Consider the following 23,709-nt stretch of genomic DNA (forward strand, 5'->3'; position numbering starts at 1 on the left):
ATGTCTGAGTAGATTTGTAACAGACATGAGAAGTCTAATAGTCAACCGAATAGGAATAAGTTTGAATATGGGATGATATTTCAGACTGACATTTTAATAATAAATATAAAACTTAGTACTTTATAGAGCATTTTCTTTTTATTACAGTAAGTTAATACTAGTACTACAGATTTCGCCTAGCCCAACTTGTTGCTTGCGTACGGTTCTTTACTTCTAACTTTCTAAAAATATTGTATAGATGTGATTTAATAGTATGCTCACTGATAAATAAAGAATCAGCAATTTCCATATTTGAGCCTCCTTCTTTCAACATTTTTAAAACTTGAATTTCACGCCGAGTAAGCTCTACCTCGATAGCGGGCTCAATAATGCTATTCGCTTCTTTTCCTCGATAATAATTAACCAGCTGATCCAGTAATCTTCGAGACAGCCAATTATCTCCTTTTATTATTGCTTTTAACCCCTGACACACCTTGTCCATGGAGTCTCCCGGACCGAATATACCCTTTACATGCGGCCATGAGGCGAGTTCTTCTGTGTCTAAGTCATAACCTAAATTAAGCATTATGGTTCCTAGTACTTTATTACTATCTTTTAAATAAACTAAAGTTTCGGATGGAATCTCAACTGAAAAATCAACAAGCAAAAAGTAGCGTTCCGGAATGAGTTCGTGATAACTAGGGTTTTTAGTATCTATGATCGTTATTTTAGTTTCTATATTTTTAGAAAGCATTTCCTTAAAGTTTTCACTCTGTAAACTTTGTTGAGTGAGCATTAGGACTTCAGGCTTTTCCATATACTGTTCCATAATGTTTCTCATACTTTCAGTGACTTAACATTCTTAAATTAGTCGTTAATCGTCCGCACTTAATGTGATATGTAAGTGCTAGTCCACAGAGTAAAGTTATTTGCTACTTTTTTAAATTCCAAAGTTATTAAAAAGAGAATCAAAAAAAGTGTTTCTCATAAAAGAAACACTTTTAACACATTTAGGTCACAGTAATGATTAAGAATTCACTAAATTAAATAACGCAATATTTCAAGGACATTACACTGTTAACGAGTTATCCGAAATATTTTCTTTCGCCCAAATAAGTGCTTGGACTCTATTTTTTACTTCAATCTTCTTGAAAATATTGTGTAAATGAGTCTTTACCGTATTCTCGCTCACAAATAGTTGTTCGGCAATTTGTTGATTGGAAGCCCCCATAGAGAGAAAGGTAATTATTTGTTGTTCTCGTTTGGTCAAAATAGCGGGAACATTCTTATTTATCGGTTTGCAGTGGCGACGAAGGTGAGTAATGTATTGCTGAGAAAACTTACGGCTGAACCACATATCTCCCTGAAGTACCTTACCAATTCCAACTTGCAGCGTTTTTATATCATCAGAGGTATAGAAAATACCTGCAAGAGTACGCCAAGCAAAAAGATCTTCAGTAGAAATGGATTGATCACAATTAATTAAGATTTCGAGCGTATCTTTCTGTTGCGACTCTTTAAATTCCGAATAACGCCGAAAGATTTCATCAGTGATCACGCTGCAATCAACAATAATGGCCGACGCTAAAGGCGAATCTAACGCTCCGTGAATAAGAGAGTCTGGTGTGATTAGAGCAACACTAATACCGAGTTTGGTCTCCAATACATCTTTCAGCAGAGATGACTGCAGACTGCCCTCCGTGATTAAAATGACATTTCTTGTTTTTTGTTGCTCCATCCTGATCGCATTCCCTTGGTCGCTTTTATTGAAATACGCAATAGATTTAGATAGAGCAGTAGTATTGTCAAGTATGAAAATAACTAGTACTAATTAATAACTCATTGAAGTGTCAATAATTTTTAAGTGGCAAGTCTGTAAGAGGTATTAGCATTTTTCAGGCATTAAAAAAGGGAGCATACACTCCCTTTTTTGTATTTTAGTTGGTGATTTTGTCGCGCCCGTTAGAGCCGAAACCTCACCCTAGCTTAGTGAACTGGAACAGAGTTTTTTTGGTTAAATTTACCAAAGTGTTGCTCTAACACTTCTGCCGTCAACTTACCTTCTGCTTCCAGCTTTTTTAGCTCAGCGACGATCGCTTTTTGCTCTTCTAGCGACGGCAGTTTTACTTCTGGCTCCTGAGCGGCTTCCTGAGAAATCTGCTCTAGTTCTTTTTCGAAGTCATTCATAGTACTTACCTAAATTTAGTTAGTGAACTTTTAAACTTCGGCTATTCTATCCAACTCTATAGCTTGAAGCTACCAACCATCTTGTCCAAACGTGAAGAGAGCGCTTGAAGATCACGACTTGCATCCGCCAGTTCTTCTGCCGTTGCCGTTGTCATTTCATTGATCGCGTTGATTTCTTCAATGTTTTGGTTAATGGTATGCACCACCGTGGATTGCTCTTCCGTCGCCGTTGCAACTTGTGTATTACGATCAGAGATGTCTGTAATTCGCTCAGAAATATTGACTAACACTTCCACTGCTTCATCGGTTGAAGCGACCCCTTCAATAGTGACCGCTTTACCCGCTTCCATCGCACTTACTGCGTCTTGTGCGTCACTTTGAAGTTGGTTGATCATCCGTTGGATCTCTTCTGTTGAATCAGCCGTGCGTGACGCTAGGTTTCTTACCTCGTCAGCAACCACCGCAAAACCACGACCTTGCTCTCCAGCACGTGCAGCCTCAATCGCGGCGTTCAACGCAAGCAAGTTGGTTTGTTCTGATATGTCACGAATTACGCCCAGAATCGAGCCAATATCTTTAGTTGTCGATGCCAGCTGCGTGACGACAATATTGGTCGTTTCTACGTCATCAGCTAGGCGGCTAATCACCTCTTTGGCTTTCATAACCACTTCACGACCCGTTTGAGTATTACCAGAAGCCTGATTTGCCGTATCGGCAGCAGTAGCCGCGTTCGATGCAATTTCGCTGATGGTCGCACCCATCTGGTTAATCGCCGCAACAACTTGAATGGTTTGATCACGTTGCTCTTGGCTGTTGTCATGTGTGGATGTTGCTTTCGTCGATACACTTTCTGCCGCTTGACTTAATGAGCCGCTAGTTAATGCAACTTCTTTCATTGTGGCGTGGATCTTCTCAATAAATCCGTTGAAGCCTTTTGAAAGCTGAGCAATTTCATCATTACCCTGAATTTCAATGCGCTGCGCCAAGTCGCCTTCACCTTGCCCAAGGTCAGTAAAACGATCGGCAATCAGTCGAATTGGTTTAGTAATACTATTTGCCAACCATACGCCCATCAGAATGAATACAACGGCGACAATGATGGTCGTAAACAGCATTTTTTGCGCAGTAGCATTTAGGTCCGCGAAGACTTCATCGACAGGAACTACACCAATGACAAACCAATTCATTGAAGGAACATACAAACTGGAAACAAACGTGTCCTGCCCTTCAAAGTCCACATTAATCAAATTGAAGCTGTTTTTATTCAGCAGTGCACTCGCATCACTACCAAATAGCTTGGTGATAGAAGTTTGGTTTTTACCTTGTTGACGATGTATTTGAATCTCACCCTGTTCGTTAGTGAGGAACACATAACCCGTATCTTCAATTTTAAACCCATTGAGCAGCGCAACCATGTCGTCCATCGACTTTGAAAGACCTGACATTGATGTACCATTTAAGTCTTGGTAGTTGGCAAACATTTTTACTTCGCCGTTTGCCTCTTGGAAAACGCTCACTGACGTTTCTTGACCAGAAGACGTAAAGCCAAAGAACCAAGCATCTTGAGTTCGATTAAGCTGACGCAAGAACCCGTTTTGATTCCAGTAATATGCCGTTTGACGATTGGCTACCGACGCATCATTAAGTCCGTACTGGGATTTAACGTTATTGAGCTGCTGAACTAACTGAACTTCTACCGACGGGTCGCGGTCTGTATTAGATAGGGCTTCGACAATAAACTCGTTTGTTGCGAGCTGTTTTGCGGCTTGTTGCATTTCTACAACTTCGCGGTCAATTTCTGTATTGATTTGCTGCAGCATCGCAGGTAGTTCGATATCAATAAGACGGTGGCTCAACACATCTCTTGCATGACGCTGAGCCATAACACCAACGATAATTGTTGATGCTAAAACAGCAAACGTAATACCAAGTACAACCTTCTGTTTGATGCTCAAGGAATGAAGTTTCAACATATTCGGACCTTTTAAAAGAATCACTTGTTATTGGCCCCATAAGGGGAATCTGGTGCATATCTCATGACACGCACATCACAGAAACTTTATCGGCTCACATATACAAAACTAGAGGCATTTCTCACTATATTATGAAAAATAAATGTAACGCTCTGTCAGATAAGAACTTTCAGTGATAGCAAGTACTTGCAATTCTCTGCAGAGTCCCAATATTGAAAAGATAAATTGCGAAAGCGCATTGGAACTTTTTCCATCTGGAAAATGACCAATACTCAACACAAAAATCAAATGGATATCGAGAGTCCAAAGCATGCATAAATCTAACTTCGAAACTCTTCAGCAATACCTAGAGTCGCAGATCATTGGTCAGCAAGATCTAGTCAAACAACTGCTTGTTGCCCTTTTGGCAGATGGACATATTTTGGTTGAGGGCCCTCCTGGGCTGGCAAAAACCCGTGCAGTAAAATCACTCTCAGATTGTGTTGAAGGCGACTTCCACCGAATTCAGTTTACCCCTGACTTGCTGCCAGCCGATTTAACCGGCACCGATATCTTCCGCCCCGAAACCGGAGAGTTCACTTTCCAATCTGGTCCTATCTTCAATTCTCTTATCCTTGCGGATGAGATAAACCGTGCACCGGCCAAAGTACAAGCGGCGATGCTTGAAGCAATGGCAGAGAAACAAGTCACAGCAGGTCGCCATACTTACCCGTTGCCAGAGTTGTTTTTGGTCATGGCGACTCAAAACCCGATTGAACAAGAAGGGACTTATCCACTACCTGAAGCACAGCTAGATCGCTTTTTATTACATTTAGAAGTGGAATACCCAGATGCGGAGCATGAGCTATCTATCTTGCGTATTAACCGCGGTGAAGCAAAAGGCGAAACTACCGTCGAGCGCCCAATGTTAAGCCAACAAGATATATTCACTGCGCGTAAAGAAGTGTTGGATATTCATATGGCCGAAACGATAGAGCAGTACATCGTCCGTTTAGTTATGGCAACACGTCGAGCCAGCGAATATGACACTGAGCTGGATAAGTGGTTGTCAATGGGCGTTAGTCCACGTGCCACCATCGCTCTGGATCGTTGTGCCCGTGCGCACGCTTGGCTTGCAGGTCGTGATTTTGTGTCCCCAGAAGATGTTCAAACCATGGCTTATCCGGTTTTGCGCCACCGTTTATTACTGAGTTACCACGCTCAAGCGGAAGGCATTACGGCAAACCAAGTCATTGATAAGCTGCTAAACCTCGTTGGCAGTGCATAAGACGAGGGAGTGATATGTCCACAACGCATCCATTGCCACCTCATGCGAATGGGGTGACATTAACCCTTGAAGAGCTGCTGCAATACCGCACTCAATCTGTACGTTGGTTGCCACCAGCACAAAGTATCTGGTCGCAAATGAGCGGTAACCATACCAGCCGCCAAAAAGGGCGAGGCATGGATTTTATGGAAGTACGCCAATACCAACCTGGCGATGATATCCGCAGTATTGATTGGCGGGTAACTGCTCGTACAGGGAAAGCGCACACAAAGTTATTTGCAGAAGACAAAGAGCAAGCTGTGATTCTTTACCTTGACCTGAGTTCTAGCCTGCATTTTGGGTCTAAGTATATGCTTAAGTCGGTTCAATTGGCTCACTTTGCCAGCGTGTTGATTTGGCTCACTTTGGCTAAAAAGGATCGCATCGGTGCGGTGATTGACGATGGACATCAATGTTTTGAGTTTCGCCCTTCCTCTCTACAAAAACAGGGGCTGCGGATTCTTAATGCTATCGTCGATACACATAACGCGCAGGTGGCTCGTACTGCCAACAACGAGGCTCGTACACTGCAGTATACTCAGGTGTTAGAAACACTTCATACACTGACACCTAAGGGCAGCGAACTGATTATGCTCAGCGACTTTGCCCACATAAGCGCAGCAGAGTTGACGCAGTTACGTCGACTAAAACAGCACAACAGTGTGAGGGCTATTCAGTTTTATGATCCTTTAGAAAGAGGTGAAACAAACTTTAGAGGTCAAGTAAAAGCCTCGGATGGACAACGTAGTCAATGGTTCAACTTTGGCTCCAAGGGCCAAAGAAAGGAACTCGAAACACACTTTACTCAACACCAAGAAACCATTAAACAGCAATGCCATTCGATGGCGATTCCATTTAACACGCTATCAAGTGGTTGGCCCTTGATTTCACAATTAAGCTAACAAACTGTACAAGCAGCATTTATTAAGCAGTAATAATAATGACAACAAACAACCAAAGCCTAGACCTTGAACCTCTGATTTTACCAAACGCTCCGGATTGGTTTCCGCTCGCTTGGGGATGGTGGGCAGTGCTTGCGGCCACCGTACTTTTCGTTTTCAGCATTTATCTTTATACGAAGTGGCGTAAAAAACGCCTACGCGCGCAAAAGGCAGCCTTAAAACTTTTAACTCAATCTGTCACACCTCATACCCCTTCCTCTGCTCTAGAAATATTGCGTCAGGCGGCATTGAGTTACTTTCCGCGTGAAGAAATCGCGCCATTAACTGGAATCGCTTGGTATGAATTTCTCGATAGCCATACCAAAGAAACTCGATTCGTAGACAAACAACATCAGTGGCAAGAAGCGCTGTATCAGAAATCCTCTCAAGAAAATCATCAAAGCTTGGTCGATGATTGTGTCTTTTGGATAACTCACGCTTTGCCACCAAAGAAAAAGGCAAATAACCGTGACTGAGCAAACACTCATAACCGATCTTGCCCAATGGCTAAACATTGAATTTGTCTGGTGGTGGGCACTATTTTTGCTGCCTGTCCCCTGGCTGGTATACAAGCTCCTGCCACAAGAATCTCAACAAGCCGAGATCAAATTGGCGTACTTACCAACTAATGAGAATGGCAGCAAGCCTAGGCAAGCCCTGCAAAAATCACTATCAATGGCGATCTGGGTTCTTCTTATCATTGCTTGTGCGCGTCCAGTTTGGTTTGGTGATCCAGTTGAGTTCCAACCCAAATATCGGGACTTGATGTTAGTCGTCGACCTATCTGGCTCGATGCAGCAAGAAGACATGGAGCTCAACGGCGAATACATCGACCGCCTCACCGCTGTCAAAAAAGTTCTGTCTGATTTCGTGGCAAAGCGAAAAGGCGACCGTCTCGGGGTTGTTTTGTTTGGCGATCACGCGTATTTGCAAACGCCACTCACTGCAGACCGTAAAACCGTCATGCAGCAGATCAATCAAACCGTCATCGGCCTGGTTGGTCAACGAACCGCCATTGGTGATGGCATTGGTCTAGGCACGAAAACCTTTGTAGACAGTGATGCTCCGCAACGAGTCATGATTTTGCTTAGTGATGGCAGCAACACTGCCGGTGTGCTCGAACCGCTCGAAGCAGCGGAAATCGCAAAAAAATACAAAGCGACCATTTACACCGTAGGCGTAGGTGCTGGTGAAATGATGGTGAAAGAGTTTTTCATGACTCGTAAGGTTAACACCGCAGCCGACTTGGATGAGCAAACACTAACTAAAGTGGCAGAGATGACTGGTGGACAATATTTTCGGGCGCGAGATACTGATCAGCTCGAAAAGATCTACGACACGATCAACCAGCTCGAGCCCGTGTCAAGCGACACGCAAACTTGGCGTCCGCAGTCAGAATGGTTCCCATACCCATTAAGCGCTGCATTCGTACTGTCGGTATTGTTATTCCTACTGAGGAGAAAACATGGCTGAGTTTATTTTCCTTAACCCTTCTTGGCTTTTGGGGCTTATCGCAATCCCTATTGCGCTCTTGCTCAATCACAAATTTAGAGCAAAAAAATCGACACTGATTGCCCCTCACCTAGCTAAAGTGCTCGGACAAAACACGCAGTCCAAACACTATTTTATTCTCTGGGGCGTAGCTTGGGCGCTTGCCTGCATTGCGCTAGCGGGACCAAGCTGGCAATCCAACGCTCGCCCAAGCTTTGAGTTAAACCAAAACCGCATTTTAGTGCTTGATATGTCTCGCTCGATGTTCGCTACGGACATCAAGCCTAATCGACTCGCGCAAACACGTTATAAGGCGCTGGACTTACTTCCTAAATGGAAAGAAGGGGCTACAGGTCTTATTGCTTACGCTGGCGATGCCTATAACTTAAGTCCACTGACGACTGATTCCAGTACGCTTGCCGGCATTATCGAGAATTTGTCACCAGAGCTAATGCCTTTTCAAGGGGCAAACCTGCCTTCCGCAATTGAATTAGCGCTCAACCAGTTCTCTCAAGCAGGTGTGCAACAAGGCGACATCATCGTGTTAGCTGATGACCTTGATGAGTCAGAACTGTCTCGGACGTTGAATTTGGTCGAAGGTAAAAACATTCGCATCTCAGTTCTCGCAGTAGGAACCGCTAATGGCGCTCCCATCGCCCTACCCGATGGTTCTCTTTTAAAAACTGCACAAGGCACAACAGTCGTAGCGAAAACAAATCTGAAGAATTTACAAATACTAGCAAAGAAAACAGGTGGAATTTTTGTTCCTATTCAGCACACCAATCGCGATGTTGAGAACATTTCAGCCTTTACGAACAACGTTGGCAGTCAACTTTCGGCCAAGCAGAGTGAAGAAGTGAGCACTGACTCTCGCTTAAACGGTGGCTTTTGGTTGCTGCCGCTGTTACTTCTGCCTGCAGCTTTACTGTTCCGACGCGGCCTGATTTGGATGTTTGTGGCAACAATAATACCTATGACTTGGACACAACACGCCGAAGCAAATCCGTTCTTAAATGCCGACCAACGAGGAGCGGAACTCTACAAGCAAGGTGAGTATGAACAGGCGCAAAATCTATTTACAAACCCAAGCTGGAAAGGGGCAGCCAGTTACCAAAAAGGTGACTACGAAGCCGCTATCGAAGCATTTTCTCATGACGCCTCTCCTAACGGCCGCTATAACCTTGCCAACTCTCTGGCGCAAAATGGTCAATTAGAAGAAGCGGCAGAGCTTTATAAAAAACTGCTTGAAGAAAAGCCCAACTTTGAAGCTGCAAAGAAAAACTTGTCGGTTGTGGACCAAAAGCTGAAACAGCAACAGCAACAGCAACAGCAACAGCAACAGCAACAGCAACAGCAACAGCAACAAAAGTCTCAAAACGGTGAGAAGGAAGAGCAAGGACAACAGTCACAAAATCAGCAAGAATCTGAAAATAAAACAGAAAAGCAAAAAACAGAGCAACATCGACCGAAACGAGGTGAAAAGCAGGCTCAGGAACAAGGTGAACCAATGCAGGCTCAAGTGCAGCCAAAAAACACGCATCGGGATGATCCTGAATTCCGTCGTCTAGAAGCAGTCGAAAGCGCTCGCGATCCAAGCTTTTTGATTCGTGCACAAATGCAGCTTCAAGCTCAACAAAAACAACCTCCACAACAATCTCAAAAGGAGTGGTAAGCCCGTGATGAACAAAGGCGTACAACTGATCTTTATTCTTGTGGCCAGCCTATTATCCAGCTTCTCGGTGATGGCACAGACGCTTCAAGCAAGCGTCAATAAAACACAAGTTGCTAAGAATGAAGTGATCAACCTCAGAATCATGGCAGATACTGAGCTCAGCTCAGATGCAATTGACTTTAATGTACTTGAGAACGACTTTTTCTTGGGTCAACCTCGTTATGGGCGCTCCAGCAATAACATTAACGGAAGAAAATCTGTACGTACTGAGTGGAGTATCTCGATTGCGCCGATGAAAGAAGGTGTTCTGACTATTCCGAGTTTTTCCGCAGATGGTATGAGAACGGAGCCAATAAAGCTTCGCGTCACCGCAAGCCAAGCTGAACCCAATCTCGATGACCTATTTAGCTTTAATATCAGTGTCGATAACAGCACGCTGTACCCTCAGCAATCTGCGACATTACGTATGCAGCTTTTGATCAAAGCAGATACCCGCCGTCTTGATAACCCACAAATTGTGCCTCCACAGATTGAAGGCATGAAGCTTGAAGCTATTGGTGGCTTACAGCAGGGACAAAAGATCTTAAATGGATTAGAAGTAGCGGTCATTGAACAGTCGTTTCGCTTAACGGCGAATCAGCCGGGTACTTACACCTTGATTGGTCCTAGACTGACAGGCTCTTACATTTATGGCGACAGCTTGACGGGCTCTACCAAGATCATGCCAATCAACACCAAAGCTGAGCGAATGCCTATCGAGGTAAAACCAATCCCAAGCGAATTTGAAGGGGAATGGCTTCCAGCTTCAGCGTTAGAAATGACGCAGAGCTGGCAAGACGATCAAGGTAATCCACTGTCGGTTAATACGCTCAACACTGTCAAACAGGGCTCTTCTCTCACTCGAACCATTCAAATTAAAGCTCGCGGAACACAAGCCGAATACCTTCCACGAGTAAGTATTGATTATCCAAGTTCGCTGCGGGTCTACCCAGAACAGCCTCAATTCGACAGCGCAAGAGATGGCACCGTTATCATGACCGTGAAGCAAGTCATTATCCCCACTGAGGCTGGGTCATATACCTTGCCGGGATACCATTTGAACTGGTGGGACAGCCAAAATGATGAAGCGAAAAAAGCGACGTTACCAGAGCTACAATTAGAAATAGAGCAAAGTGACACCGGGCTTATCACATTGCCGGAATCGCCTCTGCCAACACCACCTGAGTCAGCCATCAGTCCCGAACCAAACGGTGGAGTGAGCAGCCTCTGGCAAACCCTGACCTTTGTTTTCGCTGGGCTTTGGGTGGCGACGTTAGGAATCGCGATTTGGGCATGGAAGAAGCGTCCTATGACGGCGAGTAAAACGGTTTCGAATACCGAGCAACCTCTTTGCGTTGATGCGTTGAAAAAAGTCATCAATGAAGGGGACGCTGCTAAAATTGAACGCTCAGTAAACGAGTATCTAAACACTCACCGAGACAGGTTAAGCTCTGGTGATGTGCAGGCAGTAAAACAAGAGCTTGACGCCATGAACCAAGCGCGTTTTAGTGCCAATCAACAACCTTGGCATCCAGACTCGCTACTGGCAAAAATTCAAAACCTTGGCAAAGCAAACGTAACGAAAACCGACCACCAGCTAGAAAAACTATAAAGCAAAATGGCAGCTCAAGAGAGCTGCCATTTTTCTTGTGCGACCAAACTCACTTTAGCAGTTTTATCTAAAAATCAACCAAACTGTCTCAGTAACTTTGATGTTATGAGCATCACTTATTCAACAAAAGCTTGATGCTCGAACTCATATCGCCTTACGCAATTTCGACCATGACTCTTCGCTTGATAGAGAGCCTTATCCGACAACTGGTAAAGATGGTCGAAATTAAAGTCTTTGCCTTTCGTTTTGTAGCAAGAATAACCGACTGACACAGTGAGCAACTCCCCTTCTGGGTTGTGTTGGTGTTTGATGCCTTCATCTTCAATGCATTGACGAATACGTTCCGCTCTCTGCTTTACCGCCTCTTGATCAGAGCCGATCATTAGTAACACAAACTCTTCTCCACCAATGCGACAGAAAACCTCGTCTTCACCTTTGGTATGATGATCCAAGATATGACCCACGCGCATTAGTGCGATATCCCCTTCGAGATGGCCATAGTGATTGTTAAACAAGCCAAAGTGATCAATATCAATCAGGATAAGACCAAAGGACATCGCTTCCTCACACTCTAGCGCGCAATATTTCTGCATCACATGTTCTAACATACGGCGATTGCCAAGACGTGTCAGAGGGTCAAGTTTAGAAAGCACCTCAAGCTGTCGGTTGGCTTCTTCCAACTCTTTGGTTCGGTTCTGTACTTCTAACTCCAGGTTTTCGTTTAATCCGCGAATCGCCTCTTGCGCTTGAGTACGCTGCAAAACCTCCGCTAGACTGGAAGCGAACATACGAATCACTTCACGTAGCTGAGAAGTCAGCGGCGCGCGCGTCAATAAGTTATCAACAGCAATAAAGGCGATGGGCCCGCTGCTGTTCGAAGTCAAAACCGTCATCGCAGCCCAGCCAAAGCCGACAATATTACAGTCATGATAAATAGGAACGGATTCCTCAAATGCCACTTCACTAGGTACGGCGCGAGCTAAATTGATCAACGAAAAGTCTTGTGTCTCACCAAAGAAATAAGACTCATCCACCACATTGCCTTGAATATCAGTCCCCCAAGTGCCTTGCATGTATGAGCAATTTTCATCAGTCAAAAACACCGCCATCCGATCAATACCAAGATTTTTGATGGCAAAAGTGACGGCCGATTTACATACATCACTGACGGTTGTACAGCGTGATAGCTCAACCATGCTTGAATGCAACATACGCACGTTCTGCTCCTGGCGCTTTCGAATGTAAATTTGTGAGAAAAGGGAGCCAAACGAGTCCAACATCTGTTTTTGATACGCTGTTATCGGCTTGCGATGAATAAAGTTATCAAGCGCGAACCAACCAAATGGCTCATTGCCATCACGTAGGATCAACATCGCGTTCCACCCCTGCCCAACCACTTTACCAGCTGTGTATATCGGCGCATCTTCCACGATCACTAGGTTGCTCTCAAGGCTTGACAGCGCAGCGATGTATTCTTCGCTCAGTTGGTGTAAATCGTATTGCGTGTGGAACTCATCAATTGTGATGCCTGATTCATCCGTGCCGTATGTTCCACTGAAACTGCGCTTTTTCATATCTAGAAGCATCAGTGTGGAGCGATCAAACCCCAACCGTTGACGTAGCGCTTCGACGGCTTTGTAATACAAATCTTTTAAGGAATCAGGGTTGGAGATCTCGAGAGCAACTTGCTGAACTAACTTCATGTTCTCGATAAAGCGCTCGCGTTGGTTAATTTCATCGACATATTGCGCTTCACGAATATCTCTGTGTCTCATCTCTTGCGACGCATTTTTCTCAGCGCGAATGCACTGCCAACGCGCCGCTGCAAGCTGCATTGCATCATAGCTTTCTTCATAGATATTGTGTGCCGTGCGAGCATGAACAGATTGAATCAGTAGGTAGGTGCGTTTGATAGGCGTGTTATCGAGCATCATTATGTAACTATCTCCACCTAAATCTTGGGTGTGATTCCAGTTACAAGTATTGATCGCCAGAGGAATGATGCTTTCAGAAGTGTCAAACTGACTTGCCCACTCCCAGAAGCTGTCAGGATAGCTTTGGATTGGGTAAAGCTCCCCGCGAGAGAAACTCACAGAATAACGGGGATTGATTGAAGGATCTTCAAAAATGGCTAAGGCTTGAGGGGAGAACAAACTCTCTAAATGATCAAATATCGCCTCCGCTAATAAGCGATGATCCCTCGTTGAAGACACTTTTCTTGTAAAACTTCTTAAACTCACCCTACCAACCTAATCTACTTTTTTATTCTCGATAAAAAACTACTTAGGCCATCATATGCAATCAATACAATCAAATTTGAGCTGTTAAGTCATTCGCAAAATTATCAGACTTAGTTTCACATTCGAGAGCTCTTCAGCACTTTTATAACCGTATTTCACATAAGTTACATGTTCTATAAAAAGGGGGGTATTTGTGCTTCCTTGCAAGAATTATTGGTATAGGTTGGTGTTATAAATCTGCAGCTTGAAAAGAAAAAGGCCCCTCAAAAAGAGGGGCAAAGTTACCATCGCTTATAGTTATTTAGTTATGCTTGTAAATATGGCGAATTAACCGAAATCACCATTTACGTAGCCTTGAGTACGGTCGTCTTGAGGGTTGCTGAAGATCACTTGAGTATCGTTATGCTCAACCAGTTCGCCCATCAGGAAGAACGCAGTACGGTCAGAGATACGACGCGCCTGTTGCATTGAGTGAGTCACGATAACGATGGTGTAGTTCTTCTTCAGCTCTTCCATCAATTCTTCGATTTTATGTGTCGCAATTGGGTCAAGTGCCGAAGTTGGTTCATCCATCAGAATCACATCCGGCTCCATAGCGATCGTACGAGCGATACAAAGACGCTGTTGCTGACCACCCGACAGACCAAATGCGTGTGACTTCAGACGATCTTTCACTTCGTCCCAAAGTGCTGCACCGCGTAGTGAACGCTCTACCACTTCGTCAATGTGTTTCTTGTCTTTGATACCTTGAGCACGTAGGCCGTAAGCCACGTTTTCGTAGATGCTCATCGGGAATGGGTTTGGCTTCTGGAACACCATGCCAACCTTGATGCGAAGATCCGCGACATCAATGTTGCCGTAAATATCTTCGCCGTCCATCGCCAATTTACCCGTGATTTTCACGCCTTCGATTAGATCGTTCATGCGGTTCAAACAACGTAGAAGCGTTGATTTACCACAACCTGACGGGCCGATAAGCGCCGTTACTTGGCGAACTGGAATTGGTAGGTTGATCGATTTCAGTGCTTGGTTTTCACCGTAGAATAAGTCTAGGTTTTCAATATCAAATTTGTTCATTTTCTTAATCTCTTAAATCTTGAATTCGTGTCTTTTAACGTGCGTTCTTAATTAGTGTTGTTAGTAAGTTGCGGTGTTAAAACGTCTAGCAATCAGTTTCGTTACCATGTTGATCAGAAGAACAACCACGATAAGCACTGTTGCGGTACCGTAAGCCTGATTCCATTCTTCAACGGTAAACAGTTCGGTAGTCAGTTTGTATAGGTGAACGGTTAATGTACGACCGGAGTCCAACAGAGAATCTGGAATACGAGCAACCATGCCTGCTGTCAGAAATACAGGAGCAGACTCACCAATGACACGACCAATACTTAGAATGACCGAGGTTAAGATACCTGGCATTGCGCTCGGAAGAATCAAACGCCAGATAGTGTAAATTTTCGAAGCGCCAAGGCCGTATGAGCCTTCACGATACGTTTGAGGCACTGCCATTAGTGCTTCTTCCGTAGTACGGATGATCACTGGCAGAATAAGAATACTTAGAGTCAGTGCACCCGACAGAATCGAGAAGCCCAGGCCAAGAATTGCCACGAAGAACGTCATACCGAATAGACCGAAGATGATCGATGGGATACCCGCCAACGACTCAGTACAGAATCGGATAATCTTTACCAATCGGCTACCGACTTTCGCGTATTCGGTTAAGTAGATTGCCGTCATGATACCCAGTGGCGCCGCTACCGCGATGGATGCGATAACCATGTAGATGGTCGAGACGATCATCGGGAAGATACCGTGCTCTTCACCAGTACGTGTGTAGTTATCAGTAATGAAGTTCCAATCTACGTGTTGTAGACCATTTGATAGGATGTACCAGATAATCCAGAACAAAAAACCTACCGTTAGTGCTGCCGAAATCCAAACCAAAGCGTTAAAGACGTTATCTTTGAACTGGCGAGCTTGTTTTAGTTTTGCGCGATCCATAATAGTCACCTTTAACGAGCGATTACTTCGCTTTTTCTCGGTTTAGGTAAAGAAGTACAGCGTTCAACGACATGATGAAGACCAGAAGTACAACACCAGTGGCGTAAAGAGCGTTGGCGTGAATACCACTTGCGTAAGACATTTCAATCGCGATGTTTGCGGTTAGCGTACGTGCCGAATCTAGGATGCCTTCTGGCATAGCAGGTGCATTACCCATCACCATGATGATCGCCATTGTCTCACCTAGAGCACGGCCAATACCCAAAATTACACCCGTCATGATCCCTGAACGAGCCGCTGGAACGAGCAATTTGAAGATTGTGTAGATTTTCGAAGCGCCAAGTGCCAAAGAGCCTTCTTTGTATGCACGAGGCACAGCTCGAATAGACGTTTCAGATACCGTGATTACGGTCGGTAGAATCATCACACCAAGCACGATGATACCTGCCAAAATCGTGTTACCCGCAGGGACATTAAAGATGTTTTGAATCAGCGGTACGATGATGACCAAACCAAAGAAACCATAAACCACAGACGGGATACCTGCCAAAAGCTCAACTGCAGGACGAATAATATCCGCAAGACGCTTTGGTGCAATTTCGGCAATAAAGATAGCCGTCAGCACACCAATTGGCACACCGACGATTACCGCACCTGCCGTCGATACAATAGATGCAACAATCATTGTCGCAACACCGTAAAGTGCAGGCGGCAGCCAGTTTTGTCCAAGAACGATGCCCGATACACCAGCTTCTTGGAATGCCGGGATACTTTCTCGAACAATAAAGTAAGCAATAACGGCTAATGAGACGATGCCGATAACGGCACTGGTTAGGAACAAGCCGTGGAAGATACGCTCTTTCCAGTCTACGCGACGTTTCTCGCGCAGGCCGGGCTTGCTGATAGCTTTAGCGTCAGTATTCATAAGCTTTTCACTATTTGTTGCGATGGTCATTTAAAAAATCTCACGGTTCTGGGCGTTTTGCCGGTGAACACTATGGATAGAAAAGGCTCAGCCCTAAATGGTGGGCTGAGCAAACTTAAGAGTCCCGATAGAATTAGTTAACTGAGATGTAACCGTTTTGGTCAACTAGCTTTTGCGCATCTTCAGTTAGCATCCAGTCTAGGAATTTTTGCGTTTCAGCTGATGGCTTGCCTTCTTTGTAAAGCACAAGGAATGGACGAGCTACTTTGTAAGAACCGTTTTTCACGTTAGCTACCGTTGCATCAACGCCGTCGATTGCTAGAGCATTAACAGTGTTGTCTACAGTACCAAGAGAAATGTAGCCGATTGCGTATGGGTTAGATGCAACCATTGTTTTTAGTGCGCCGTTACCGTTTGCAACTTGAGCACGTTGAGAGATAGCTGATACCTTCTTACCAGAAATCTTCATTTTAAGAGACATGATGTCTTCAAATGCGCCACGAGTACCTGAAGCCGTGTCACGAGTAATTGCTACGATTGGCTTGTCTGCACCACCGACTTCTTTCCAGTTTGATACTTCGCCTTTGTAGATTGCAGTCACTTGCTCTGCTGTTAGGCCAGGCAGTTTGTTTTGTGGGTTAACAACCACTGCGATACCATCACGAGCAACCACTTCTTCGATTAGTGTTGATTCTTTTTCAGAGTCTTTTAGATTACGAGAAGACATACCAAGGTCTGCTGAACCATTTTTTGCTGCTTTAACACCAGCTGAAGAACCAGGGCCTTGAACTTCGATAAATACGTTAGGGTTCTTCTTCATGTACGTTTCAGAGAAAACTTCCATCAGTGGAGTTACGCTGCTAGAACCCACTGCAGAGATAGTTTCTTTAGCAGAAACAGGAGTCACTGCCATTGCGCCTAGAAGTGCGATTGCACCGATTACTGTCTTTTTCATCACAATTTCCTTAAGTGGCTTTATTGCCGTTGTGTTTCACTTGAACGGTGCTCACTTTAGAATTTGAATATGACAGTTGTGTTTCACTTAGTTGAACCCTCTATGACACGTTGTCATTTCTGTATATTAATTCCGCGACTGATCCCTCTACCGCTTTTAGCTTAGCGCTTTTATAAATTGCCGCGCGTTAAAAATGATAACTCCATCGATTTTGGTACATTTCATAACAATTGGATATGAGTAAGTCATTGATTTGACGAATGTGGCAATTAAAATCGAGATGCTTATTTATAAAAAAGATAATAATCAAACCGATAGAGGGTCAATCATGCGTCAATTTCTTAGTACGCTTTCTATTAAACTTCAGGTCTTTTTGCCTGTTCTATTCACCGTTGTATTACTCGTCATTGGATTGAGCGTCGGAATCGGCAAGCTCGACCAAGCATTCAATAAGGTTTCCACTTCCACCAACAAGCTGATCATTCATAAAGAGGAACTCAGCGCCATCGTAGACAACACCTACGCCATGCGCATCAAAGCCATTTACAGTCTATTTAGAGCCGAAGATGTCCAATCTCTCAACCAAGAACTGTCTGAACGACAAAACAAAAACCGCGATTTTCTGAATTCCATCGATAGCCTCCCAGGCGTTCAAACCGAAGTGAATACTATGCGCAAAGCCATGGATCACTATGTTGATTTCACGCGCGTCACCATGACACCTCTGCTCACCACCAAACACTCTTCTGGCTACACCACATCCGATTTCAATCAAAAGTACGAATCTGCGATGGCAGAATATCGATTGGCAGGCGAAGCAATGATCAACGCCATCGACAACCTGTCTAAACAATTGAATCAAATCGTCACCGATGAAGTGAAAGCGAATGGCGAACAGCATTCAACCACGCTCACTTACAGTGCGGTTTCACTTGCGGTGATCTTGAGTGCTGCTTCGCTTATTAGTTGGATACTAGCCAGCTATATCGTTGCACCGATTCGTAACCTTCAAGGAACCATGCAAGAAGTCGCGAAGGGAAATCTATTGGTTAAAGCCGAAGCCATCGGAAAAAACGAAGTGTCGCAACTGGCTCAGGATGTAAACCAAACCATCGACAAACTGCGTGAAACCGTGAGTGCATTAGTTCGAATTAGTGAAGATGTGGCATCAGCATCGACCGAGTTAGCGACTGTTATGACTCAAAGCAGCGTTAACTCAGATCAAGAAAAGCAAGAAGTTGAGCAAGTGGCTTCGGCAATCAACCAACTAGAATCGACTGCAGCTGAAGTGTCGACCAATGCACAAGAAGCCGATAGCGCATCAAATCAAGCAAGCATGCTTACCTCACAAAGTCTGAGCATGTTTGAGGAAAGCACTCGCGCAAGTGAAAAGATGGCGGAACAACTTAACGAAGCCGCTGCCGTCGTGACTTCGCTAAAAGATCAATCAGAACACATTGGTCGCGTGATCGAAGTGATTGAAGGTATTTCGGAGCAAACGAATCTACTTGCACTGAATGCAGCGATTGAAGCTGCGCGAGCGGGCGAAAGTGGCCGAGGCTTTGCGGTAGTGGCCGATGAAGTACGTATGCTGGCAGCGCGAACTCAGGAGTCCACCAAAGAGATCCAAACCATTATAGAAGAGCTACAGCAACAATCTGGTCACGCAAATGAAAGTATGCATTCCAGCTTAGCCATGTTGTCAGACAACCAAGCTCTGACACAAGAAGTTAGCCAATCACTTGCTAATATCAGTAATGCTATCGCCGATCTGAACTCAATCAACACTCAAGTTGCGACCGCATCAGAAGAGCAGAAGCAGGTCACAGCTGATATCAACAACAACTTAACGAACATCTATGAACTAGTGAGCCAGAACGTCACTGGTATCACTCAATCAGCCGCGGCAGCGCAAGAACTGTCTGGTTTAGCAGAAAACCAAAAACATCAGCTTAAGCAGTTCCAAGTTTAAATCTCTGAACAACACGATAAGTTCCAAAGGTTAGAAAAGAAAAAAGCTCCGCACTGGCGGAGCTTTTTATAAAGGCAAAGCTATCAATCTTTATTAACGTAATAAGTATTATTCATCTGTCACTAACAAGAGAGAGCTTTTGAAACTTGAGTCTAATGGATCTCTATTGAAAACCTCACCATTAGTCGTATCAAGAGTAGCAACATGCTTACCGTCACCATTAGGTGTGTTACTCCAGATATTACGTCCTAAAATATCGTCCTTGTCTGTCAGTGTATAACCGCTCGCAAAGCCTGTACCATTCATCGCTGGGCTATAGCAAGCTTGCTCCGTTAACGATACCAACTCTTTAATATTTGCTAGTCGCCAATTCTTTTTGCCAGCAAAGTTGTGTAGAGGGTGGTTACCGGACGGATTACGAATTTGTTGGGCCGTAGACAGCGCGAATTGCCATGACATCGTAGCTCGCGTTCCGGTGCATTCTTCGTTTGCTGCATTCCATGTCATACCGACTGGACAGCGCATCCATGTAAGACCTGTTTTTAAGTCAGTTACAGTTCCCTTATCTGAATAAGTGTAACGTGTATTAGGTGCTGTTTTAGCAAACTCAGTCGAACACTCTTGTGCTGCCATTGCTACTTGAGAAGCCAACACAAGAGATAGCGCGGTCATTAGTTTCTTCATCTTATTGTCCCTTAACTGCTACTAGACGGATTGGGAATTGGTAGGAATCATAGGCATCTTCACTTGTACTGCTTGAGCGAATCTCAACGAATGAAGTGGCCCCTCTATCTGCGCCCCGAGAGACAATTGCGGGGAAATAAATCTCACCATCCATGAGCTGTGATGATGTTTCCGTAAACCTAAAACCATCATGCCAAAACGCACCTTTTTCTAAATAAGGGCTGCCTAAAGTTTGCTGTGGGAAGTATTTGACATTAAAACCATACACATTGTTCGGTTCATATTCTGTGCTCGGCGCAAATAGTGTCTTTTCACCGAAATCTAGTAAGTCATAAGTTTCACGGTAAGTAGGCAGGCGCCAACCAGTGATTCCACATAACGATTGTTTGTTTATGTACTCAACGTATTGGCTCGTAGTACAAATTTCATCGCCCACCTCTTTACAGCCCGCAAGATCTACATCTTTGCTAAATGGCTTAAATGTTTCAGACTCAAACGCAAATAGGCGGTCTTTAAATTGAATAGAGCTCGCATCCGCACTTTTGTTTTCCCAAACAAGACCAGTACGTTCGTCCATAGTACAAGACCATTCAGTGGCATCTGAAGCTAAAGCAGCGCCTTGTGAATCTAGCTTAACGAACTTAAAGCCTGCGCCTGTCGACGTTTGCTTGTCCTGTTTGTCGAAGCCGTATTCCGCATCTTGACCAGGGTAAGAAGCTTGAACCTCTGCAACATCTGCAGCGCCATCAGCAAAGTGAAGAATGGCACCCGTGTCGTTACTACCAACCGTTTGTTCAGCAACCGCTGCAATTTCTTCAGCAAATGCACTCACTTCCGCTTCAGACAGAAGATCAGAGGCTAGCGATTTACCTTGGAAGCTAAGACTTTGAGCAAGCAGCGCTACGCCTTTGGTCATTTGTTGTGGTTGCATCGCAGCTAATAGCGCAACCGTGTTTTGCTCTAGCTTGTCTAGCTCGCTGGCTTCTGCATTAGACATCACCGAACCATTCAGCGAAACGCCTACACTAGCCAGTTGCGCTTTAACAATCTCTTCAGCTTGAGCAACGGTTTTACCGTCAACCACAAGACCTGCGAGCAATGTTGTTACACCATTTACTGTGTTACCCGTGGCTAAGTTTTGGCCTGGAGCCGCAAGACGCAACGTTTGGTTTGAGCCTTGATCAACTTGAGCAAGAATCGTGCTGGTTAGTATGTTTTTGTCGCTTGAAGTCAGGCTAAATTTACCGGCATTATCCGTTTTAGCACTCGGTTCAGTAGTATCACAAATGTAGTTCTGGTTTAAATCGATACATACTGGCGTATCAAGAAGTGTACCTGCAGAAACGATGGTGCCAGCTACATTATAGGTCGGTGTTGACGTGTCACCACCAGAACCACCGCCACAACCAGCTAGGGCTAGTGACATAGCAACGAAAGAATATTGAAACTTCATAAATTTTGTCTTCTTTAGATTTTAATTAACGAGAACGAATCACTCTCACCATTGAAAGCAGGAAAAGTCCTAACAAGGTCCAAGGCGAACCACTGCCACCTGAACCACCACCACTGCTTTCTTTAGTGGTATCAGCACTACACTGATACTGAGCAAAGTGACTCACACCCCACTCTTTCAACACCCCAGAGTTCCCTGACACGCGGTCAGATACTTCGAGACGCCAAGTACCCCAACTCGGCTGACCGACAAGTGCTTGTAACTCCTCGTCATACTGAGCGGTGAAGTAACCTTTAAATCCATTGGTATTGCTTGATTGATGGCTAAGTAGCACAACCGATTTACCTTGCGGAGACACAAGCGTCACTTGCAGATCCTGCAGTGAGTCATGTTCGATGTTCAGGTAAACCGCAAACGAATCATCAATCGTGCGTGACTTGTCCGATAGCGTCTGAGAGAACAATCTGTCGCCCTGCTCCGGCAAAGCAGAATTCACTGATTGAGGCTGGATATCGAGATCTGGCGTACCATTAACCAGCATCACCTTTTCACTCCACTGGTGAGTCTTTAAGCCTTCAGCAAATTGGTAATCCAATGAAATAGAGGAATCGAATTGCGTGCCACATGTCAGACCGCTTGGTAACGCCACCTTCATTGAGGTCGAGTCAGAAAGCGATTCATTAAAGTCGAAAACGGATGCGTTATTTAGCTGCCATTGCCCTTTGATGCTCGCTTCGCGGCCAGTTTGGCTCAGGCTCACTCCCACGCCTTGACCTTGTGCGATGTATCGAGCGTCATAGCGAACGCGAAGAGGCGCTTTAAGTAAGTTGTGTTTGTTGAAGCTGTCCGTCAGAAATTGGGCATAGTCTTTATTTGGGAACAAGGTGTTTGCTGCAAACACGGTCGATTCCGCAAGATCATGCATTTTCACGCCACGACCAATACCGTACATGCCTTCAAGTACAATGGCGTCAAACTCGCGGAACACGTTATCGGTATCATCACCGTATCGTTCAACCGATGCTTTTAGCGCTTGGAACAGTGGCGTTGACCATAACTCGTCGCCTAGTTCACCGCCTACGCTAACGTGCGCTGGATACTCCGAGCTCTCGAAGTAACGCGCTCTTTGGTTCCATAAGCTACGAGTTGTTTTGCGTGTTCCGAACATACCGTCCCAGTTGAACACCGTATCTAACTCGAATTCTTGGCCACGGCGAGCTGCGTCTAAATACTGTGTTCGGTAGCTCGCGCTGCCCGCCCAGTAATCACCAACACCTTCTCCAATCGCGCCAGTATGGCCATACGCCCAATCAGGAACGATTTGATAGTGAATCCCGTGTCCTAGCTCGTGCAAAATCACATCTGCATCTGCAGCATCTGGAGATACTCCGCCAACGCCTAACATCAGCGCACGCGAACCTGTGTAGTAAGAAGAGTTGTCGAGCGCTAAACCACGCCCATCAAAACGAAGCGGTTCGTCAAATAAGTCATAGCTCAAGCTCGATAAGTACTGCAGTGAGCTGTCAAGATGGTAAAACGCCATCAACTGCAAAAAGGCATTCTCGCCAAGTTGAGCGCTTTGCATCGCTTTTACATCCGCAAAAGATTGAACCCCCTCAGGCGGCAAAATACTGCTTGTATCACGCACAGGCTCCGCACCTACCGCAGGTGAAGACAGTAATGCAAGTGCATCCACCTGTTTAACGCGCTCGTTAGCTAGGTAGAACTTGCCACCAGACTGCAAAACTTGAATCTGCTTCTCAACATATTGAAGTGGCTGTGGATAATCCTCTAACGAATTCCACGCAGAGTCAGGCGCAGCTTGTTGTTGCATTGTACGTAAATCAGGATCAAAGAGTGAGACGGGAACGGTCACTAACTCACCAGAGCTCAATGCTGGCGGCTCGGTCACTTCCAAGCGAACAGGCAGTTCCAGTTCTCCAGCTGGCATCGCCTCACCATTACGAATCACCGTATCTTCAAGGCTTTTGAAAATACGCTCAACTTGACTGTCTTGGTTAGTCGACAGCACAATGGTGCGTTGCGGTTGATACTGCCCATCGACCCACACATCAAAGTTGTAATGATCTCCGAGCTGAGAACGAGTTTGATAGCGAAACTTAAGTTCGCCAGCGCTAGCGTAATTGGCTTGTAAGTAGCGCAGCGCTTCGGCTTGGTTCGTGACCGTAATAGCCGCGCTAGGGTAATCCCACTCGGCAGCGTTCGTCACTTGAACGCCTGCCAACGCAAGAGAAAGCGCTAAAAGTTTGAGTTTCATG

At 45.0% G+C, this 23,709-nt stretch carries 19 protein-coding genes; 7 read left to right on the forward strand and 12 right to left on the reverse strand.

The genetic code is table 11. From position 1 onward, the window contains the following. Window positions 1–163: 163 nt before the first annotated feature. The 4 genes from R2S67_RS01110 to R2S67_RS01125 form a co-directional block, all read right to left on the reverse strand. Window positions 164–820 carry a LuxR C-terminal-related transcriptional regulator gene (locus R2S67_RS01110; protein WP_080619247.1) on the reverse strand — a complete coding sequence of 219 codons (657 nt, stop codon included), beginning with the start codon at window positions 818–820 and terminating at the stop codon, window positions 164–166. Between the two features lie 228 nt (window positions 821–1,048). Continuing rightward, window positions 1,049–1,717: a LuxR C-terminal-related transcriptional regulator gene (locus R2S67_RS01115; RefSeq protein WP_150917684.1), complete on the reverse strand. Its 669-nt coding sequence runs from the start codon at window positions 1,715–1,717 to the stop codon at window positions 1,049–1,051. A gap of 248 nt (window positions 1,718–1,965) precedes the next feature. Continuing rightward, window positions 1,966–2,166: a restriction endonuclease subunit S gene (locus R2S67_RS01120; protein WP_047008479.1), complete on the reverse strand. Its 201-nt coding sequence runs from the start codon at window positions 2,164–2,166 to the stop codon at window positions 1,966–1,968. 56 nt (window positions 2,167–2,222) lie between these two features. Further along, window positions 2,223–4,139, reverse strand: a complete 1,917-nt coding sequence (locus R2S67_RS01125) for a methyl-accepting chemotaxis protein (protein WP_317341766.1) — start codon at window positions 4,137–4,139, stop codon at window positions 2,223–2,225. A gap of 310 nt (window positions 4,140–4,449) precedes the next feature. Between R2S67_RS01125 and R2S67_RS01130 the strand changes: the two genes are divergently transcribed. Genes R2S67_RS01130 through R2S67_RS01155 form a run of 6 tightly spaced genes read left to right on the forward strand, consistent with a single transcriptional unit; the run spans window position 4,450 to window position 11,200 of the window. Beyond that, entirely contained in the window at window positions 4,450–5,406 is a 957-nt protein-coding gene (locus R2S67_RS01130) for an AAA family ATPase (RefSeq protein ID WP_005392397.1), read from the forward strand. 14 nt (window positions 5,407–5,420) lie between these two features. Then, complete coding sequence (locus R2S67_RS01135) at window positions 5,421–6,347, forward strand: DUF58 domain-containing protein (protein ID WP_006741915.1); 927 nt, start codon at window positions 5,421–5,423, stop codon at window positions 6,345–6,347. Window positions 6,348–6,385: 38 nt separating this feature from the next. Continuing rightward, on the forward strand, window positions 6,386–6,862 hold the full coding sequence (locus R2S67_RS01140; protein WP_047008481.1) for a DUF4381 domain-containing protein: 477 nt from the start codon (window positions 6,386–6,388) through the stop codon (window positions 6,860–6,862). Next, window positions 6,855–7,859, forward strand: coding sequence for a vWA domain-containing protein (locus tag R2S67_RS01145; protein WP_074190417.1), 1,005 nt, complete (start codon window positions 6,855–6,857; stop codon window positions 7,857–7,859). Before R2S67_RS01140 ends, R2S67_RS01145 begins: the two co-directional genes overlap by 8 nt. After that, a complete protein-coding gene (locus R2S67_RS01150; protein ID WP_317341767.1) occupies window positions 7,852–9,549 on the forward strand; it encodes a VWA domain-containing protein in 1,698 nt (565 codons plus the stop codon). The genes R2S67_RS01145 and R2S67_RS01150 overlap by 8 nt, the downstream gene beginning before the upstream one ends. A gap of 4 nt (window positions 9,550–9,553) precedes the next feature. After that, window positions 9,554–11,200, forward strand: a complete 1,647-nt coding sequence (locus tag R2S67_RS01155) for a BatD family protein (protein ID WP_317341768.1) — start codon at window positions 9,554–9,556, stop codon at window positions 11,198–11,200. Between the two features lie 116 nt (window positions 11,201–11,316). On the opposite strand, the gene R2S67_RS01160 is transcribed toward R2S67_RS01155, so the two are convergent. From R2S67_RS01160 to R2S67_RS01180, 5 genes are all read right to left on the reverse strand, one after another. Beyond that, window positions 11,317–13,440: a diguanylate cyclase gene (locus R2S67_RS01160; RefSeq protein WP_256894837.1), complete on the reverse strand. Its 2,124-nt coding sequence runs from the start codon at window positions 13,438–13,440 to the stop codon at window positions 11,317–11,319. 327 nt (window positions 13,441–13,767) lie between these two features. Beyond that, window positions 13,768–14,517, reverse strand: coding sequence for a phosphate ABC transporter ATP-binding protein PstB (gene pstB / locus R2S67_RS01165; RefSeq protein ID WP_005397884.1), 750 nt, complete (start codon window positions 14,515–14,517; stop codon window positions 13,768–13,770). 60 nt (window positions 14,518–14,577) lie between these two features. Next, window positions 14,578–15,441, reverse strand: a complete 864-nt coding sequence (gene pstA, locus R2S67_RS01170) for a phosphate ABC transporter permease PstA (protein ID WP_005397882.1) — start codon at window positions 15,439–15,441, stop codon at window positions 14,578–14,580. A gap of 22 nt (window positions 15,442–15,463) precedes the next feature. Beyond that, window positions 15,464–16,396, reverse strand: coding sequence for a phosphate ABC transporter permease subunit PstC (gene pstC / locus R2S67_RS01175; RefSeq protein ID WP_006741921.1), 933 nt, complete (start codon window positions 16,394–16,396; stop codon window positions 15,464–15,466). Window positions 16,397–16,499: 103 nt separating this feature from the next. Next, a complete protein-coding gene (locus R2S67_RS01180) occupies window positions 16,500–17,321 on the reverse strand; it encodes a phosphate ABC transporter substrate-binding protein (protein ID WP_006741922.1) in 822 nt (273 codons plus the stop codon). A gap of 328 nt (window positions 17,322–17,649) precedes the next feature. Here R2S67_RS01180 and R2S67_RS01185 point away from each other — a divergent pair, with 328 nt between their 5' ends. Continuing rightward, entirely contained in the window at window positions 17,650–19,293 is a 1,644-nt protein-coding gene (locus R2S67_RS01185) for a methyl-accepting chemotaxis protein (protein ID WP_301949860.1), read from the forward strand. A gap of 108 nt (window positions 19,294–19,401) precedes the next feature. Here R2S67_RS01185 and R2S67_RS01190 read toward each other — a convergent pair whose 3' ends face one another. The 3 genes from R2S67_RS01190 to R2S67_RS01200 are packed head-to-tail and all read right to left on the reverse strand — an operon-like array spanning window position 19,402 to window position 23,708. Beyond that, window positions 19,402–19,977, reverse strand: coding sequence for a DUF1566 domain-containing protein (locus tag R2S67_RS01190; protein ID WP_053808314.1), 576 nt, complete (start codon window positions 19,975–19,977; stop codon window positions 19,402–19,404). A 1-nt stretch (window position 19,978) separates the two neighbouring features. Further along, the gene (locus R2S67_RS01195; protein WP_317341769.1) at window positions 19,979–21,430 is read right to left on the reverse strand and encodes a DUF1566 domain-containing protein; all 1,452 of its coding nucleotides are present in this window, start codon (window positions 21,428–21,430) and stop codon (window positions 19,979–19,981) included. Between the two features lie 25 nt (window positions 21,431–21,455). After that, window positions 21,456–23,708: a proprotein convertase P-domain-containing protein gene (locus tag R2S67_RS01200; protein ID WP_317341770.1), complete on the reverse strand. Its 2,253-nt coding sequence runs from the start codon at window positions 23,706–23,708 to the stop codon at window positions 21,456–21,458. Window position 23,709 lies beyond the last annotated feature (1 nt).

Source organism: Vibrio sp. T13N (assembly GCF_032970445.1).
In the GTDB taxonomy this organism is placed as follows: Bacteria; Pseudomonadota; Gammaproteobacteria; order Enterobacterales; family Vibrionaceae; genus Vibrio; species Vibrio diabolicus.